The sequence below is a fragment of the Dactylosporangium cerinum genome (genome assembly GCF_042653625.1).
GTDB lineage: Bacteria > Actinomycetota > Actinomycetes > Mycobacteriales > Micromonosporaceae > Dactylosporangium > Dactylosporangium cerinum.
The window spans coordinates 159,524-175,083 of record NZ_JBHSIU010000014.1 but is presented as its reverse complement, the minus strand read 5'-3'; the positions used below and the strand labels follow the sequence as shown (position 1 = coordinate 175,083).

Genomic DNA, 15,560 nt, shown 5'->3' with positions numbered 1-15,560 from the left:
CACGGTTATTATTGTGTACCATGGAGACAGTTCGAGTGACAACATTCCGGGGGTTTGATCACGGTGCCGAGTGACTTCCTGTGGGGCGGCCGGGCGCAACCGACCCGGGGACCCAAGCCCACGCTGACGCCCGAGCACATCGCCGACGCCGGGATCGCCATCGCCGACGCCGAAGGACTCGCGGCGGTGACCATGCAGCGGGTGGCCGCCGATCGCGGGTTCACCAAGATGTCGCTGTACCGCTACGTGACGAGCAAGGGCGAACTCGTCGCGCTCATGGTCGAGCGGGCGATCGGCGCGCCCCCGGCCGTCGACCTGCCCGTCGACCTGTCCGGCGACCCGTCCGGCGACCCGGACGGCTGGCGGGCGGCGCTGAAGCAGTGGGCCCGGCACCTGCTCGAGGCCCACGTGCGGCACCCCTGGGCGGTCGAGGCGACCCTCGGCCCCCGGCCCGTCGGCCCCAACGAGCTGGCCTGGATGGAGTGCGCGGTGACCATCCTGCCGTCCGCGGGCCTGACCGGGACCGAGCGCCTCGACGCGATCGCGGTGCTCGCCGGCCACGTCCGCGCGATCGCCCAGCAGTTCATGGTGGGCCGGCATCCGGAGGAGGACCTGGCCACCGAGATCGCCGAGCAGCTGCGCCGGCACGGCGACCGCTTCCCGGCGCTGGCCGCGACGATGGCCGCCGCGGCGGCCGACGGCGGTCAGGACCAGGCGTTCGAGTTCGGCCTCGACCGGATCCTCGACGGCCTCGACCTCCTGATCACCCGCCGCGCTACCTCCTGACCGGGTCGAGGCGCTGACGCGCCCGCCCGCAAGCTGAACCTCCGCGCCCGTTCGGATGTGAACGGTCGGTGATGACGGCTGCATCTGTTGCGTCGTAGGACGTCCACGGGATGTTCACGCCACGGCCGTCGCACCTGACACTGGTGATCGTCGATATTTGTCGACGGCGGTGCCGGTACCGGTGCCGCCTTCATCGCCGCACGTCCGATCGGAGCAGGAATGACCCGACCGTCCCGTTTGCTCGCCGCGCTGCTGGCCGGTGCGCTCGCCGCGCTCGCCCTGACCGCACCCGCCGCCGCGGCCCCGACCGGGATCCCGTCGAAGGCGACGGCGCAGAGCTGGCTCACTGCGCTGACCGTCGCCGCCGAGGGCTCCTCCAGCGGCTACTCCCGTGACCTGTTCCCGCACTGGATCACCATCAGCGGCGCCTGCGACACCCGCGAGACCGTCCTCAAGCGCGACGGCACGTCGGTGGTCACCAGCAGCTCGTGCGCCGCCACCTCCGGCCGCTGGTACTCCCCGTACGACGGCGCGACCTGGACCGCCGCCTCGGACGTCGACATCGACCACGTCGTGCCGCTCTCCGAGGCGTGGCGCTCCGGTGCCAGCTCCTGGACCACCGCCAAGCGGCAGAGCTTCGCCAACGACCTCACCCGTCCGCAGCTGATCGCGGTCACCGACAACGTCAACCAGTCCAAGGGCGACCAGGACCCGTCGACGTGGCAGCCGTCGCTGTCGTCGTACCGCTGCACCTACGCGAAGATGTGGATCGCGGTGAAGCACTACTGGGCGCTGAAGCTGCAGTCCGCGGAGAAGTCCGCGCTGCAGACCATGCTCAACACCTGCTCCTCCTGACCCGCGCGGCGGTCGCCGGGGCGCGCCCGCGCCCCGGCGCCGCTGCCGATCAGCTCGCCAGCGGGTGCCCGCCGTCGCCGTCGACCTTGACGTCCATGATGCCGTCCTCGTCGAGGTCGACCATGGTGACGTTGACGGCGCCGTCACCGTCGCTGTCGAGCTGGAACAGGTCGGCCTTGCCGTTGCCGTCGGTGTCGATGGCCAGCACGTCGGCGACCCCGTCCTGGTTCGTGTCGACGGCGAGCAGCTCGTCGCGCTGATCGCCCCGGGTCTCGACTGATTCGGTCATGTCCGTCGCCTCTCGTGCCTGTGTCCCGCGATCGCTGGAGGAGGGCATCCTAATCCTCCAGCGACCCTCAGCGGACAGTCGCTGGGTCAGGCCGCCGCCGAGCCGGGCGAGCAGGCCTCGATCGCCGTGTCCAGGACGGACGGCAGGGGGTCCCGGAGCTGCCAGCCCGACTCCTTGAGGCGCAGCAGCGCGGGCAGCGCCTCGCTCGCCCCCAGCGCGCCCGCCGCCTCGACGACGAGGTTGCCCGGGTCGTCGTCGAGCCAGGCGAGCAGCGGGGCCAGGGTGCGCGGGTCGCCGCGGCGGGCCAGGCCGAGCAGGGCCTCACCGGCGGCGTCGCCATCCTCGTCGGTCAGCCGCGCGGCCAGGGCGTCACGGACGTCCTCGCCGTCCGCGTCCAGCTGGGAGCCGAGCCCGAACGTGGCCCAGTCCCGGACCTCCGGGTCGGCGTCCGCGCTCAGCCGGATCAGCCCCGCGACGGCTCGGGGGTCGGGCGGGTCGCCGGCGACGGCGGGTAGGGCGACCGCGACCGCGTACCGCACCTCGTCGCTGACGTGCCTGGCGTGGCCCAGGACCGCGGGCAGGCCCCGGTGGTCGCCGACGTGTCCGAGCGCGGTGACGGCGGCGGCGATGACGTCGGGCCGGTCGTCCGTGCCCGCCGCGATCAGGACGGGCAGCGTCTCCTCCAGAAACGGACGATCCGCCGCAAATCCGATCTGGCCCAGGATGTCCAGCCCCAGCACGCGGTCGGCGGTGCCGACGGCGCGGGCGAACCGGCAGGCCGCCTCGAACGCCTCCCGGTCGGTCCGGCGGTGCAGCTCGACCACGATTTCCCAGCGCGCCTCGGCATCGGTGTCCGCGAGCGCGGACGCGCGGTGGAGGAGTTCGTCGAGGGTCATCGGATCACCCTAGGACCCACCCGGGTGATCAGTGGCGGGGGAGCGTGCGAAATACTGCGGTATGAACCTCCAGCACGGTGTCCTCGCGATCGCGGCGATCCTCGCCATCGTCTCCGTGGCGAAAGTGGCGCCGCGGGTCGGTGTGGCGGTGCCCATCGCGCTGGTCGTCGTCGGGATCGGGGCCAGTTATCTGCCGTTCGTGCCGAATCTGGACGTCGACCCGCACCTGATCCTCACGGTGGTGCTGCCGCCGATCCTGTACTCGGCGGCGGTCAATGTGCACGCCACCGACTTCCGGCGCAACGTGAAGGCGATCGGTGGCCTGTCGGTGCTGCTCGTCGTCATCTCGGCGCTCGCCGTCGGGTTCCTGCTGCACTGGCTCATCCCGGACCTCAGCCTGGCCGCCGCGATCGCGCTCGGCGCGGTCGTCAGCCCGCCGGACGCGGTCGCGGCGATCTCGATCGGCAAGCGGCTCGGCCTGCCGCCGCGGCTCGTCATCGTGCTGGAGGGCGAGGGGCTCATCAACGACGCGACCGCGCTGGTCATGCTCCGTTCCGCGGTCGCCGCGACGGCCGGCGTGGTGTCGCTGTGGGACGTGGTCGGCGACTTCGCGTTCGCCGTCGCCGCCGGGTTGGTCATCGGGCTGCTCGCCGGGTTCGTGACCGTGTGGATCCGGGCGAAGCTCGACGAGCCGGTGCTGACCACGGCCATCTCGTTCATCGTGCCGTTCCTCGCGTTCGTCCCGGCGGAGGAGATCCACGCCTCCGGGGTGCTCGCCGTCGTCGTCGCCGGGCTGGTCACCGGGCATCAGAGCGCGCGGCACTTCACCGCGCAGGACCGCATCAGCGAGCGCACCAACTGGCGCACCGTGCAACTCCTGCTGGACAACGGCGTGTTCCTGCTCATGGGGTACCAGATCGTCATCGTCGTCCGGGACGTCCGGGAGGGGGAGGACGACGTCGCCCGCACCGTGCTCATCGGGCTCGCGGTGACCGCCGCGCTGGTGCTGCTGCGGGTGCTGTTCGTGCTGCCGCTCACCGCGTTGCTGCGCCGCGACCAGCGCCGCGCCCTGGCCCGCACCGACCGGCTCCAGGGCATCCTGGTCCGGCTGACCGAGCGGCAGCACGAGTCGGCGAAGAGCGCGGCGCGGGCCGGCTGGCTCGCCTCGCTGGTGCGCCGGCGGCAGGCCGACGACGCGTACCTGACCACCGAGGGGCTCGGCTGGCGCGGCGGCGCGGCGCTCGCCTGGGCCGGGATGCGCGGCGTCGTCACCCTCGCTGCGGCGCAGTCGCTGCCGGAGAGCGTCCCGCACCGCGCGCAGCTGATCCTCATCGCGTTCACCGTCGCGATCGTCACGCTCCTCGGGCAGGGCGCGACGCTGCCGGTGCTGATCCGCAAGCTGCGCATCGCCGGCACCGACGCCGAGGCCGACCGGCGCGAGCTGACCCGGCTCATCGGCGAGATCACCGCCGAGGGCGAGGACGTCCTGGACAATCCGGACCTGCGGCAGTCCAACGGGCAGCCGTTCGACCCGGACGTCCTGGAGGCCGCGCGGCGGGAGAACGCCGCCATCGGCCAGGCGCTCACCCAGCCGCACGACCCGGCCGAGTCCAGCGCCGCGCACCAGCGCCGCGAGCTGCACCGCCTGCTGCTGGAGTCGGCGCAGGCCGTGCTGCTCGACGCGCGGGAGTCCGGGACCTACACCTCGCGCGCCCTCGGCCACGTCCAGCACATGCTGGACACCGAGGTCTCCAGCCTCGACCCGGCCGAAGCGCACTGACCGGGTATGCACCTCTCGGGCCTGCGCGCGCTGCGGCACGTCGCCGCGCTGTCGGCCGGTCCACCGGCCGAGGCGTCCCTTCGGGTCACGCTCAACTTCCACCCCGACCGCACGGCCGGTGGCGAGCCCATGCTGCGAGGCCTCGCCACCGCCGGGAGGTACCTGTCGCAGTTCGTCACCGGCACCAGCAACGGCGGACTGACCGCGCATCCGGGCGGGGACCGGTGGCGCTGGGAACACGCGATGTTCGGCGGCGCCTATGACGACGCCCCCGCGGACGTCAGGCCCGTCTACGGCGGGCTGAACTTCCGCCGCAAGGAGGTCGGCGCGGCACCCCGCTTCGGATCGGCCCACCTGCGGCTGACCGCGGCGGTCCTGGCGAGGACGACGTTCTGCTATCCCGACAGCCACCTGGAGCCCACGGCCTTCGCGGTCGCCGATCGGATGTCGCTCATCGAGCTTGCCATCGCCGACGTTCGGGACGCGCTGGACGACTACATCGAGGCGCAGGTTCACGGCGGGGTCCGGCTCGACGGCGACGTCGAGGCCCTCGTGCTCGACCCCAGTTACCGGGGCACCGACGTCGAGACGGCGGCCCGGCGGCTGCCCTGCCCGATCGAGTGGCACCAGGGGTTCCGGCTCTCCGTGGCAGACCTTCGCCGGCACCCCGATTATCGAGGCGCGCGGTACGTCGAACTCGGCGCCGGGATCGCCGTCGACGGCCACCTCACACCCAGGCTGATCGGCGAGGCCGCCCGCAGCGGCCGGCACGACGACCAGGATCTCAAGCGGGTCTGGCACTACCTGGCCCGGTTCGGCGAAAGGCCGCCCCCGGGTCGGGAGCGGCCTTCACTGACAACCTAGTTGGAGGCGACGCCCAGTCCGGCGTTGCCGCTGTCGGCGGGGCCGTCCTCGTGACCGCCGGTGATCGAGGTGAAGGCGCTGTCGAGCTGCTCCCGCAGGGTGTCGAGGGTGGAGAATTCGGCCTGGTGCGAGGACTCGCTGCCCTCGGCGGCGAAGACGTGGTCGGTCTCGGCCTCGCTGTGGTCGTAGGAGGTGAAGTCCGACTCCTCGTAGTGCGCGCCGCTCGGGTTGGTGTACTCGACGTGGTGCCCCTGGTCGAACGAGGTCGACTCGGCCGAGGCGTGGTCCTGCTCGTAGACCGCGAACTGGTTGCTGGCGTCGGCCTCGCTGCCGGACGTCTGGTGCAGCTGGTCGAGGGACTCGTGATCCTGGCCGGTCTCGTACTGGCCGTAGTCCACGCCACCGCCGCCGTACGTGTCGGGCTGGTCGTCGCCGGTGTAGCCCGGGTCGAGCGCCTCCGGCTGGTCGTCGCCGGTGTAGCCGGGGTCGAGCTCGCTCATGTTCGTCCGCCCTCAGGGAAGTCGTGGTGTGGTGCTGGACAGAACGTTAGGCATGCCGGCGGTGCGCCGAATCCCCGGAACGTGCCACCGCCCGTCAGGCGTTGGTCCACTCGGTGTAGGTGTACGGGTTGTCGAGCACCTTCGTGGCCGGGATGTCGGGGTTCATGCCGCGGGCCCAGGCCTCCGGTCCCATCGTGGCGATCAGGTGCTCGACGGTCCGCTCGACGTCCTGGCGGGCCTTGGCGAGGTCGGCGCCGACGAGCTTGTGGTCGCGTTTGACGATGCGCCCGTTGACGAGCACGGTGTGCACGTCGCCGCGCTGCGCCTGGAACGCGACGTGGCCGTAGGGATTGAGGATCGGGAACATCACGGGGGAGTCGTCGTTCTTCAGCAGCACCACGTCGGCCTTGCGTCCGGGCTGCAGGCTGCCGACGACGCTGTCGAGGCCCAGGGCCCTGCTGCCGCCGCGGGTCGCCCAGTCGACCACCTGCTCGGCGCGCAGGTGCACGTGGGTGACGGTCTCCGCGCGGTCGTGCGCCTGCAGGTGCTCGCGGGAGCGGTCGGCGCCGAGGGTGGCCCGCATCGCGGAGAACAGGTCGCCGCTCCACCAGACGCTCGTGTCCATCGACAGTGACACCGGGATGCCGTGGTCGCGCAGCTGCCAGGTCGGCGGGTAGCCCTGGCCGGCGCTCTGCTCGCTCTCCGTGGACACCGAGACGGACCCTCCGGTCGCGGCGATGCGTTGGTACGAGTCGTGCGTGAGCGTGGCGGCGTGGACGTAGACGGTCGACGGGGTCATGAACCCGTGCTCGTGCATGAGGCGGATGCCGTCGTCGTTGGTGGCGCCCCACACCCCGGCGTGCGTGGTGACGGGCACCCCCAGCTCGCGGGCGACCTCGAAGGCGGCGCGCTCCGGGAAGGCGGGGTCGCCGGTGACGTCGAACGCCATCTGGAAGCCGAGCAGGTCGTTGCCGCCGATGCGGCGGGACACGAAGTCGCGGAACTCGGGGCTGGTCGCCCACTCCCACGGGCCCTGCTGGATGTTGCCGTAGGCGAGGACGAACCGGCCCGGGACCGACTCGAGGGCGTCGGCGGCGGCGTCGGCGTGCTGCGGGGTCTGCAGGCCGTGTGACCAGTCGACGGTGGTGGTGACGCCGGCGTCGAGCGCCTCGAGGGCACCGAGGACGTTGCCGGCGTGGATGTCCTCGGGGCGGAAGTGCCGGCCGGACTCCAGGTAGTACCAGACGAAGTACTGGGTGAGCGTCCAGTCGGCGCCGTACCCGCGCATCGCGGTCTGCCACAGGTGCCGGTGCGTGTCGATCATCCCGGGCATGACGATGCCGCCGGTGGCGTCGATCTCCACGGCGCCGGGCGGGGCGGTGAGGCCGACGCCGACCTCGGCGACGCGTTCGTCGACGACCAGGACGTCGGCGCCGGGGAGCACCGTGTGCGCGTCGTCCATCGTGAGTACCAGACCGTTGCGGAACAGCACCGCGGTCATTGCTGTCATCTCCTGTCGGTACGGATCGCCTTCTGCGGACGATTGTCCGTGTGGCGGTCACAGGATCGAGTGGCGAAAGTGTGGTCCGCCTCACGGAGCATGTCAAGAAGCCAGCCGTGGTTGACAGTGTGGATCTGCGGGTTGAAACTGGGTTCACCGGACGATTGTCCGCTGAGCGGACAGGAGATGCTTTGTGGAAACACGCGGACCGCTGAGCGGGTTGCTGGTGGCCGACTTCTCCAGGATCCTCGCGGGGCCGTACGCGACGATGCTCCTCGCCGACCTCGGCGCCGACGTGATCAAGGTGGAGGGGCCCGGCGGCGACGACACCCGCACCTGGATGCCGCCGACCCGCGACGGCGTGTCCACCTACTACCTCGGCATCAACCGCAACAAGCGCTCGATCGCCCTCGACCTGCGGCTGGACGACGACCTCGCCGCCGCGCAGGCGCTCGCCGCCCGCGCCGACGTGATGATCGAGAACTTCAAGCCCGGCGGCCTGCGCCGCTTCGGCCTCGACTACACCGCCGTCGCCGCCGCCAACCCCGGCGTCGTCTACGCCTCCATCAGCGGCTTCGGCGCCGGCGCCGGGGCGGCCCTGCCCGGCTACGACCTGATGGTGCAGGCGATCTCCGGGCTGATGAGCCTCACCGGCGATCCCGGCGGCCCCCCGTTCCGGGCCGGGATCTCCGTCTTCGACGTCATGGCCGGCATGCACGCGAGCATCGGCATCCTCGCCGCGCTGCACCACCGCACCGCCACCGGCGCCGGCCAGCACGTCGAGGTCAACCTGCTGTCCTCCGCGCTGTCCGGCCTCGTCAACCACAGCAGCGGGTACGTCGCGGGCGGCACCGTGCCGTTCCGCATGGGCAACGCGCACCCGAGCCTGTTCCCCTACGAGCCGCTGCCGACCGCCGACGGCGACCTCATCGTCATCGCCGGCAATGACGGCCAGTTCCGCAAGCTGTGCGCCGTGCTCGGCTGCGAGGAAATCCTCGACGACCCCCGGTTCCAGCGCAACCAGGACCGCACCGCGCACCGGGAGGCGCTGCGCCCGCTGCTCGTGCAGCGGCTGGCGGCCAAGGGCAAGGACGAGTGGTTCGCCGAGCTCATGGCCGCCGGCGTGCCGTGCGCACCCATCAACACCATCGACGGCGGCGTCGCCATGGCGACCTCCCTCGGCCTCGAACCGGTCGTCGAGGCCGGCGCGGTGCCGGGCATCCGCAACCCCATCACGCTCTCGGCGACCCCGCCGCGATACGAGCTGCCGCCGCCCGGCCTGGACGAGCACGGCGAGGAGATCCGGCAATGGCTGAAGAGCTGAGCTTCCCCACCTCCATCGGCACCTCCGACGCCGACCGCATCACGCTGCTCGGCCAGGACCTGGCCGCCGACCTCATGGGCCGGGTCGGCTTCGGCGAGCTGGCGTTCTGGCTGGTTGCCGGCCGCCGCCCCACGCCCGGCGAGACCCGGGTCTTCGAGGCGGTCCTGGTCGCACTCGCCGATCACGGGTTCACGCCGACCGCGATCGCGGCCCGGCTCACCTACGCCAGCGCGCCCGAGGCGCTGCAGGGCGCCCTGGCGGCGGGGCTGCTCGGCGGCGGCTCCCGCTTCCTCGGCGTCACCGAGGACTGCGCCGTCTTCCTGCACTCGGTCCTGGCCGGCGTCGAGGGAGAGCCCGACGACTGGGATGCCCTCGCCGCCGCCGCGATCACCGCCCGCCGCGCCGAAGGCAAGCTCGTGCCCGGCCTCGGCCATCCCGTGCACAAGGTGCAGGACCCGCGCACCCCGGTCCTGATCCGCATCGCCGAGGAGGAGGGGCTGCGCGGCCCGCACCTGCGCCTGTTCGAGGCGATCGGCCGGGCCCACCCCGCGATCCTCGGCCGCACCCTGCCGCTCAACGGCGCCGGGGTCTGCGGCGCGGCCCTCGCCGACCTCGGCCTGCCGGTCGAGATGCTGCGCGGCTTCGCGCTGCTGGCCCGCGCCGCCGGGCTGCTCGGCCACCTCGCCGAGGAGCGCCGCACCGGCCTCGGCCTGGAGATCTACCGCACCGTGGACCGCAACGCCCGCTACGTCACCCCCACCGAGTGAAAGGACCCGCGTCATGGCTCAGGTCGTCGCGGTCATCGCCTCGACACATCACCCGTTCTACTACAAGGCCAGCACCGCCACCGGCGCGGACCGCCCACCGTTCGCCGACGAGTGGGTCCGCAAGGTCACCGCGTTCCGCGAGACGTTGACCCGCGCCAACCCCGACGTGCTCGTCATGGTCGGCTCCGACCACTTCCACCAGCTGTGGCTGGACAACATGCCGCAGTTCCTCGTCGGCAAGGCACCGTTCTACGACGCGAACTGGCACAACGAGGAGCGCGAGTTCGGGCTGCCCCGGATGCTGCTGCGCGGCCAGGAGGACCTGTCCGCGCACGTGCTGCGCGAGGGCCTGGACGCCGGCTTCGACCTGGCGTTCAGCAACGAGCTGCGGATCGACCACAGCATCACCTGCCCGATCATCACGCTGCGGCCCGAGGCGGACCTGCCGATCGTGCCGATCTACACCAACATCTTCGCCCCGCCGCTGCCGCAGCCGAAACGGTTCGTGCAGCTCGGTCGCACCATCCGCGAACTGGTCGAATCCTGGCCCAGTGACCTGCGCGTCGCCGTCATCGGCACCGGGCATCTGTCCCTGGAGCTCGGCGGGCCCCGGCAGTTCGGGCCGCACGGCCCCGACCCCGAGTTCGACCGCCGGGCGGTGGAGTGGATCGCCAACGGCGACCTGGACGGCTGCCTGTCCGAGGTGACCCTCGACAGCCTGCACGCCCCGGGCAACGCCACCCACGGCTTCATGGACTTCATGCTCATGATGGGCGTCGCCGGCGACGGCGCGAAGGCCGACTACGTCGACACCTACGACCTGTTCCACACGATGGAGGCCTACTTCACCTGGTACCCACAGGGAGGTGTGTTGTGAGCAAGTACCTGCTGGACAAGTTCCTGTACACAGTGGACAGGGACCCTTCGTTGGTGGAGCGCTACCGTTCCGATCCCGTCGGGACCGTCACCTGGTGGGAGTCGACGCTGGCCAACGCGCTGCTCAACTGCCACGGCGGCGAGGCGAGCACCTGGCTGCGGTTCACCGACGAGGAGCGGGCCGCGCTGGCCGGGCACGACCACGTCGCGCTCTTCGCGCTCGGCGCGCACCCGTTCCTCACGCTGACGCTGTTCATCGCCATGTTCGAACGCGACCACGACGAGCCCCTGTTCTACCAGAAGCAGTACGGCGCCCGCCTGGCCCACTTCGAGCTGCCGTACCCGGACATCGCGACCTGATGCGCGCCGCCACGATCATCCGGTGCGGGCAGCCGCCGGTCGTCGTCTCGCGTCCCGTTCCGGTGCCCGCCGACGGCATGGTGACGGTCAGCGTGACCGCCGCGCCCATCACGCCGCTCGACCTGCTGTGCGCCTCCGGCACGTCGTACTTCGGCGCGCCCGCGGTGCCGTACGTCCCCGGCGTGCAGGGTGTCGGCACATTGCCCGACGGGACCGCGGTGTGGTTCCCGACCGACGCCGGGATGCGCCCCGGCGACGGCAGCATGGCCGAACAGGTCACCGTGCCCGCGTCCACGGTGATCCGGCTGCCCGCCGGCGCCGACCACCGCCTCATCGCCGCCCTCGGGCTGTCCGCCGTCGCCGCCTGGCAGGCGCTGACCTGGCGCGGCGAGCTACGCCCCGGCGAGCAGGTCGTCGTCCTCGGCGGCGGTGGCGTCGTCGGGCAGGCGGCGATCCAGCTTGCCCGCCTCGCCGGCGCCCGCCGGGTCATCGCCGCGTGCCGGTCCGCCGCCGCCCAGGAACGCGCGCACCGGCTCGGGGCCGACGCCGTCGTCCCGCTGCACGACACCGACGACGTGCCCGGTCTGGCCGAGCGGCTGCAGGACGCCACCGACGGTCCGGTCGACCTGGTGCTGGACCCGCTGTTCGGGATCCCGGCGGCGGCCGCCCTGCGGACCCTGCGCCGCGGCGGCAGGCTCGTGAACCTCGGCAGCGCCGCGGGGGAGGTCGCGCCGCTGGACTCCGTGACGCTGCGCAGCGGTTCGCTGCGGATCCTCGGTTACACCAACAACGAGCTCAGTGCGTCGGAGAAGGGCGCCACGATGCGATACCTCGCCGAGCACGCGACCGCCGGGCGGCTCGTCGTCGACCACGTGGCCGTGCCACTGGCCGACATCGCAGCAGCCTGGACCTCGCCGGCAACCCGGCGAGTAGTGGTCGTTCCAGGATAGTCTCGCTCGGCGGATCAACCACAACACCATGAGGCGGCGATGGCACAGCGCGGAGAAGGACCGGACTTCATCGAGGCCCTGGCGCGGGGGCTGGACGTGATCCGGGCGTTCCACGCCGACCGCCCGCGCATGAGCCTCGCCGAGGTCGCCGCCGCCACCGGCCTGGCCCGCCCGACCGCCCGCCGGATCCTGCTCACCCTGGAGGAGCTCGGCTACGTGCGGACCTCGGCCGGTGGCCACGAGCTCACCCCGCGCGTGCTCGAACTCGGCATGGCGTATGTCGGCGCCCTCTCCCTGTGGGACATGGCCCGCCCGCACATGGAGCAGCTCGTCGCCGCGACCGGCGAGTCGTCGTCGATCACCCAGCTGGACGGCTCCGACGTGGTCTACCTCGCGCGGGTGGCCGTACCGAAGATCATCGCGCTGCGGGTGCAGATCGGCACCCGCTTCCCGGCGGCCGTCACCTCCCAGGGCAAGGTGCTGCTCGCCGCGCTGCCCCCGGAGCAGCTCGACGCCGTCCTCGCCCTGCCCAGCCGCTCCGGCATCCAGCCGTGGGTACAGCACAGCCGGGCCGCGATCGACGCGATGCTGCGCGAGGTCAACGCCCGCGGCTTCGCCGTCGCCGACAACGAGCTGGCACCCGGCATCCGGTCCGTCGCCGTGCCGATCCGCGACGGCCGCGGCGAGGTCCGCGCGGCGATGAACGTCACCGTCAACTCGGCCGAGACCAGCACCAAGACCCTCCTCGACCGGCACCTGCCGCACCTGCAGCGGGCCGCCGGCGCGATCAGCTCCGACTGGGCGCTGTGGCAGTCCCGCCCGCAGGTGGACCAGGCGCTGACCCCGTCGCCCACGCGGTAGTTTGGCGGTAGACCCGCAACCGTTTGGCAGGGCGGTGCCATGCTCCGAGATCTGCTTCCCGTGCTGGTCATCGTGCTCGCGTCGGTGGCGATCCTGCTGACCGTCGCGTCCGCGACCCACACGCTGGTCGTGCCCCGCGCCACCTCGGTCCTGCTGACCCGCTGGATCATTGCCGCCAGCCGCGCGCTGTTCGACCTGCGTCTGCGGTGGACCCGCGGCTATCCGGCCCACGACCGGGTGCTGGCGATGTTCGCGCCGGTCACGCTGCTGGCGCTGCCGCTGGTGTGGCTGTCGGTCATCCTGGCCGGGTTCGCCGCCGTGTACTGGGCCCTCGGCGTGCGTCCGTGGCAGAACGCGCTGCTGGACAGCGGCTCGTCGCTGTTGACGCTCGGCTTCCACCAGCCGGGTGGCGTCGTCACCGGCGGGCTGCAGCTCATCGAGGCCACCCTCGGCCTGGGGCTGCTCGCGCTGCTGATCAGCTTCCTGCCGTCGCTGTACACCAGCTACTCCCGCCGCGAGATCCTGGTGACGGCGCTGGAGAGCGAGGCCGGCACCCCGCCGTCGGCCACCGAACTGCTGGAGCGGCTGCTGCAGGTCAAGGGCCTGACCCTGCTGGACGCGTACTGGCACGAGTGGACCCGCTGGTTCAACGAGATCGAGGAGACCCACTCATCCAACCCGTTGCTGGTGTTCTTCCGTTCCCCGTCGCCGGACCGGCACTGGGTGACCGCCGCCGGTGCCGTGCTGGACTCCGCGTCGCTGGTCGCCTCGACGTTCGCCTCCCAGGACCCGCAACCGTCGCACGCGGGGCTGTGCGTGCGGGCCGGCTCGCTCGCGCTGCGGCGCGTCGGCGACTACTTCCACATGCCCTACGATCCCGACCCGCGGCCGACCGACCCGATCGCGGTCACCCGTGCGGAGTTCGACGACGCGTGCCACCGGCTGGCCGCGGCCGGGGCGAAGCTCAAGGAGGACCGTGATCAGGCGTGGCGGGACTTCGCCGGGTGGCGGGTCTGCTACGAGCAGGTGCTGCTGCAGTTCGCGTCGCTCACCACGGCGCCGTCCGCCCCGTGGTCGGCCGACCGGCCGATCTCCTTCCACCACCTCCCGTTGACCCGCCGGTCCCGCACCCGGCCGTGACACGTCACCCGGTCCTCCACGGCGGGCTGTTCCCCGCCGTGACGCGTCACCGGTCCTCGACGGCGGGCCAGTCCCGGCCGGCGAGCTCCGGGAATTTCGCGTCGAACGCCGGCCGCTCGGAGCGGATGCGGGGCATCCGGTAGAAGTTGCGCAGCGGCGGCGGGCAGCTCGTCGCCCACTCCAGGGCGTTGCCATGGCCCCACGGGTCGTCGGCCCGGGTGACCCGGCCGACCTTGTAGGACCTCCACACGTTGTAGAGGAACGGCAGCGTGGCGGCGCCGAGGACGAACGAGCCGATCGTCGAGACCGTGTTGAGCAGGGTGAACCCGTCACCCGGCAGGTAATCGGCGTAGCGGCGCGGCATGCCCTGCGTGCCCAGCCAGTGCTGGACGAGGAAGGTCAGGTGGAAGCCGACGAACGTCAGCCAGAAGTGCAACCTGCCGAGCCGCTCGTCGAGCATCCGGCCGGTCATCTTCGGGAACCAGAAATAGACGCCGGAGTAGACCGCGAACACGATCGTGCCGAACAGCACGTAGTGGAAGTGCGCCACCACGAAGTACGTGTCGGTGACGTGGAAGTCGATCGGGGGGCTGGCGAGCAGGACGCCGGAGAGCCCGCCGAGCAGGAACGTGACGAGGAACCCGACGGCGAACAGCATCGGCGTCTCGAACGTCAGCTGCCCGCGCCACATCGTGCCGGTCCAGTTGAAGAACTTCATCCCGGTCGGGATGGCGATCAGGTAGCTGAGGAAGCTGAAGAACGGCAGCAGTACCTGGCCCGTGCCGAACATGTGGTGCGCCCACACGCTCATCGACAGCGCGCCGATCGCGATGGTGGCGCCGACCATACCCTTGTAGCCGAAGACTGGCTTGCGGCTGAACACCGGGATGACCTCGGTGATGATGCCGAAGAACGGCAGCGCAACGATGTACACCTCGGGATGGCCGAAGAACCAGAACAGGTGCTGCCACAGCATCGCGCCGCCGGTCTCCGCGTCATAGACGTGGGCGCCGAGGCGGCGGTCGGCCAGCAGCGTCAGCAGGGCCGCGGCGAGCAGCGGGAAGACCATGATGACCATGGCGGCGGTGATCAGGATGTTCCACGTGAAGATGGGCATCCGGAACATCGTCATGCCGGGTGCCCGCAGGGTGAGGATCGTGGTGATCATGTTGACCGCGCCGAGGATCGTGCCGAGGCCGGACAGGACGAGGCCGACGATCCACAGGTCGGCGCCGACACCGGGGGAGTTCGTGACGCTGTTGAGCGGGGCGTAGGCGAACCAGCCGAAGTCGGCCGCGCCGTTGGGGGTGATGAACCCGGCGATGACGAGGCTGCCGCCGAACAGGAAGAGCCAGTAGGCGAGCGCGTTCAGCCGGGGGAACGCGACGTCCGGCGCGCCGATCTGCAGCGGCACGATGTAGTTGGCGAACGCGAACACCACCGGCGTCGCGAACAGTAGCAGCATGACGGTGCCGTGAATGGTGAACAGCTGGTTGTACTGCTCCGGGGAGAGGAACTGCAGCCCCGGCCGGGCCAGTTCGGCGCGCATCAGCAGCGCCATCGCGCCACCGGCGATGAAGAACGCGAACGACGTGACCAGGTACAGGATGCCGATCTGTTTCGCGTCCGTGGTGCGCATCAGCCGCCCCAGCGCCGACCCTTTGATCATCGGCCGGACCTGGCGCCGGCGGTCCACCGCCGGACCCGGCTTCAACGTCGTCACGGCAACCCCCGAAGCGCAGCACGATCCCTGGCGCCGCTCGCTACCCGATCGCCCGCTGCCGAAACGGCCGGTGGCCCGACACCGGCCC

Annotated in this window: 16 protein-coding genes; 11 read left to right on the top strand and 5 right to left on the bottom strand. The window is 71.6% G+C overall.

Annotated elements, in window-relative coordinates:
- The first annotated feature begins 63 nt into the window (after window positions 1-63).
- Together ACFPIJ_RS14640 and ACFPIJ_RS14635 are read left to right on the top strand one after the other, a co-directional pair.
- Window positions 64-786 (top strand): TetR/AcrR family transcriptional regulator, encoded by a 723-nt coding sequence (locus tag ACFPIJ_RS14640; protein WP_380115387.1) that lies wholly within the window; start codon window positions 64-66, stop codon window positions 784-786.
- Window positions 787-1,005: 219 nt separating this feature from the next.
- The gene (locus tag ACFPIJ_RS14635; RefSeq protein ID WP_380115386.1) at window positions 1,006-1,641 is read left to right on the top strand and encodes an HNH endonuclease family protein; all 636 of its coding nucleotides are present in this window, start codon (window positions 1,006-1,008) and stop codon (window positions 1,639-1,641) included.
- 49 nt (window positions 1,642-1,690) lie between these two features.
- On the opposite strand, the gene ACFPIJ_RS14630 is transcribed toward ACFPIJ_RS14635, so the two are convergent.
- The gene (locus tag ACFPIJ_RS14630; RefSeq protein ID WP_380115384.1) at window positions 1,691-1,930 is read right to left on the bottom strand and encodes a hypothetical protein; all 240 of its coding nucleotides are present in this window, start codon (window positions 1,928-1,930) and stop codon (window positions 1,691-1,693) included.
- 86 nt (window positions 1,931-2,016) lie between these two features.
- Window positions 2,017-2,826 (bottom strand): HEAT repeat domain-containing protein, encoded by an 810-nt coding sequence (locus tag ACFPIJ_RS14625; RefSeq protein WP_380115382.1) that lies wholly within the window; start codon window positions 2,824-2,826, stop codon window positions 2,017-2,019.
- A 61-nt stretch (window positions 2,827-2,887) separates the two neighbouring features.
- Between ACFPIJ_RS14625 and ACFPIJ_RS14620 the strand changes: the two genes are divergently transcribed.
- Together ACFPIJ_RS14620 and ACFPIJ_RS14615 are read left to right on the top strand one after the other, a co-directional pair.
- A complete protein-coding gene (locus ACFPIJ_RS14620) occupies window positions 2,888-4,606 on the top strand; it encodes a cation:proton antiporter (protein ID WP_380115381.1) in 1,719 nt (572 codons plus the stop codon).
- 6 nt (window positions 4,607-4,612) lie between these two features.
- Window positions 4,613-5,470, top strand: a complete 858-nt coding sequence (locus ACFPIJ_RS14615; RefSeq protein ID WP_380115380.1) for a DUF3626 domain-containing protein — start codon at window positions 4,613-4,615, stop codon at window positions 5,468-5,470.
- Here ACFPIJ_RS14615 and ACFPIJ_RS14610 read toward each other — a convergent pair.
- Both ACFPIJ_RS14610 and ACFPIJ_RS14605 read right to left on the bottom strand, forming a co-directional pair.
- Window positions 5,467-5,970 (bottom strand): hypothetical protein, encoded by a 504-nt coding sequence (locus ACFPIJ_RS14610; RefSeq protein WP_380115379.1) that lies wholly within the window; start codon window positions 5,968-5,970, stop codon window positions 5,467-5,469. The genes ACFPIJ_RS14615 and ACFPIJ_RS14610 overlap by 4 nt on opposite strands.
- 94 nt (window positions 5,971-6,064) lie before the next feature.
- Entirely contained in the window at window positions 6,065-7,480 is a 1,416-nt protein-coding gene (locus ACFPIJ_RS14605) for an amidohydrolase family protein (RefSeq protein WP_380115378.1), read from the bottom strand.
- 184 nt (window positions 7,481-7,664) lie between these two features.
- On the opposite strand from ACFPIJ_RS14605, the gene ACFPIJ_RS14600 reads away from it, so the two are divergent.
- Genes ACFPIJ_RS14600 through ACFPIJ_RS14570 form a run of 7 tightly spaced genes read left to right on the top strand, consistent with a single transcriptional unit; the run spans window position 7,665 to window position 13,749 of the window.
- Complete coding sequence (locus ACFPIJ_RS14600) at window positions 7,665-8,795, top strand: CaiB/BaiF CoA transferase family protein (protein ID WP_380115376.1); 1,131 nt, start codon at window positions 7,665-7,667, stop codon at window positions 8,793-8,795.
- A complete protein-coding gene (locus tag ACFPIJ_RS14595) occupies window positions 8,780-9,562 on the top strand; it encodes a citryl-CoA lyase (RefSeq protein ID WP_380115374.1) in 783 nt (260 codons plus the stop codon). Before ACFPIJ_RS14600 ends, ACFPIJ_RS14595 begins: the two co-directional genes overlap by 16 nt.
- 13 nt (window positions 9,563-9,575) lie before the next feature.
- A complete protein-coding gene (locus tag ACFPIJ_RS14590; RefSeq protein ID WP_380115372.1) occupies window positions 9,576-10,439 on the top strand; it encodes a DODA-type extradiol aromatic ring-opening family dioxygenase in 864 nt (287 codons plus the stop codon).
- Window positions 10,436-10,798 carry a hypothetical protein gene (locus ACFPIJ_RS14585; RefSeq protein WP_380115371.1) on the top strand — a complete coding sequence of 121 codons (363 nt, stop codon included), beginning with the start codon at window positions 10,436-10,438 and terminating at the stop codon, window positions 10,796-10,798. Before ACFPIJ_RS14590 ends, ACFPIJ_RS14585 begins: the two co-directional genes overlap by 4 nt.
- Complete coding sequence (locus ACFPIJ_RS14580; RefSeq protein ID WP_380115370.1) at window positions 10,798-11,748, top strand: quinone oxidoreductase family protein; 951 nt, start codon at window positions 10,798-10,800, stop codon at window positions 11,746-11,748. Before ACFPIJ_RS14585 ends, ACFPIJ_RS14580 begins: the two co-directional genes overlap by 1 nt.
- A gap of 39 nt (window positions 11,749-11,787) precedes the next feature.
- Window positions 11,788-12,609 carry an IclR family transcriptional regulator domain-containing protein gene (locus tag ACFPIJ_RS14575; RefSeq protein WP_380115369.1) on the top strand — a complete coding sequence of 274 codons (822 nt, stop codon included), beginning with the start codon at window positions 11,788-11,790 and terminating at the stop codon, window positions 12,607-12,609.
- A 39-nt stretch (window positions 12,610-12,648) separates the two neighbouring features.
- Window positions 12,649-13,749: a hypothetical protein gene (locus ACFPIJ_RS14570; protein WP_380115367.1), complete on the top strand. Its 1,101-nt coding sequence runs from the start codon at window positions 12,649-12,651 to the stop codon at window positions 13,747-13,749.
- A gap of 46 nt (window positions 13,750-13,795) precedes the next feature.
- On the opposite strand, the gene ctaD is transcribed toward ACFPIJ_RS14570, so the two are convergent.
- Window positions 13,796-15,472, bottom strand: a complete 1,677-nt coding sequence (gene ctaD, locus ACFPIJ_RS14565) for an aa3-type cytochrome oxidase subunit I (protein WP_380115366.1) — start codon at window positions 15,470-15,472, stop codon at window positions 13,796-13,798.
- Window positions 15,473-15,560 lie beyond the last annotated feature (88 nt).

Bases quoted from the DNA above. Each gene is read 5' to 3' on its own strand.
- ACFPIJ_RS14635 (WP_380115386.1), top strand. From the start codon at position 1,006: ATGACCCGACCGTCCCGTTTGCTCGCCGCGCTGCTGGCCGGTGCGCTC.
- ACFPIJ_RS14630 (WP_380115384.1), bottom strand. From the start codon at position 1,930: ATGACCGAATCAGTCGAGACCCGGGGCGATCAGCGCGACGAGCTGCTC.
- ACFPIJ_RS14625 (WP_380115382.1), bottom strand. From the start codon at position 2,826: ATGACCCTCGACGAACTCCTCCACCGCGCGTCCGCGCTCGCGGACACC.
- ACFPIJ_RS14620 (WP_380115381.1), top strand. From the start codon at position 2,888: ATGAACCTCCAGCACGGTGTCCTCGCGATCGCGGCGATCCTCGCCATC.
- ACFPIJ_RS14615 (WP_380115380.1), top strand. From the start codon at position 4,613: ATGCACCTCTCGGGCCTGCGCGCGCTGCGGCACGTCGCCGCGCTGTCG.
- ACFPIJ_RS14610 (WP_380115379.1), bottom strand. From the start codon at position 5,970: ATGAGCGAGCTCGACCCCGGCTACACCGGCGACGACCAGCCGGAGGCG.
- ACFPIJ_RS14605 (WP_380115378.1), bottom strand. From the start codon at position 7,480: ATGACAGCAATGACCGCGGTGCTGTTCCGCAACGGTCTGGTACTCACG.
- ACFPIJ_RS14595 (WP_380115374.1), top strand. From the start codon at position 8,780: ATGGCTGAAGAGCTGAGCTTCCCCACCTCCATCGGCACCTCCGACGCC.
- ACFPIJ_RS14590 (WP_380115372.1), top strand. From the start codon at position 9,576: ATGGCTCAGGTCGTCGCGGTCATCGCCTCGACACATCACCCGTTCTAC.
- ACFPIJ_RS14580 (WP_380115370.1), top strand. From the start codon at position 10,798: ATGCGCGCCGCCACGATCATCCGGTGCGGGCAGCCGCCGGTCGTCGTC.
- ACFPIJ_RS14575 (WP_380115369.1), top strand. From the start codon at position 11,788: ATGGCACAGCGCGGAGAAGGACCGGACTTCATCGAGGCCCTGGCGCGG.
- ACFPIJ_RS14570 (WP_380115367.1), top strand. From the start codon at position 12,649: ATGCTCCGAGATCTGCTTCCCGTGCTGGTCATCGTGCTCGCGTCGGTG.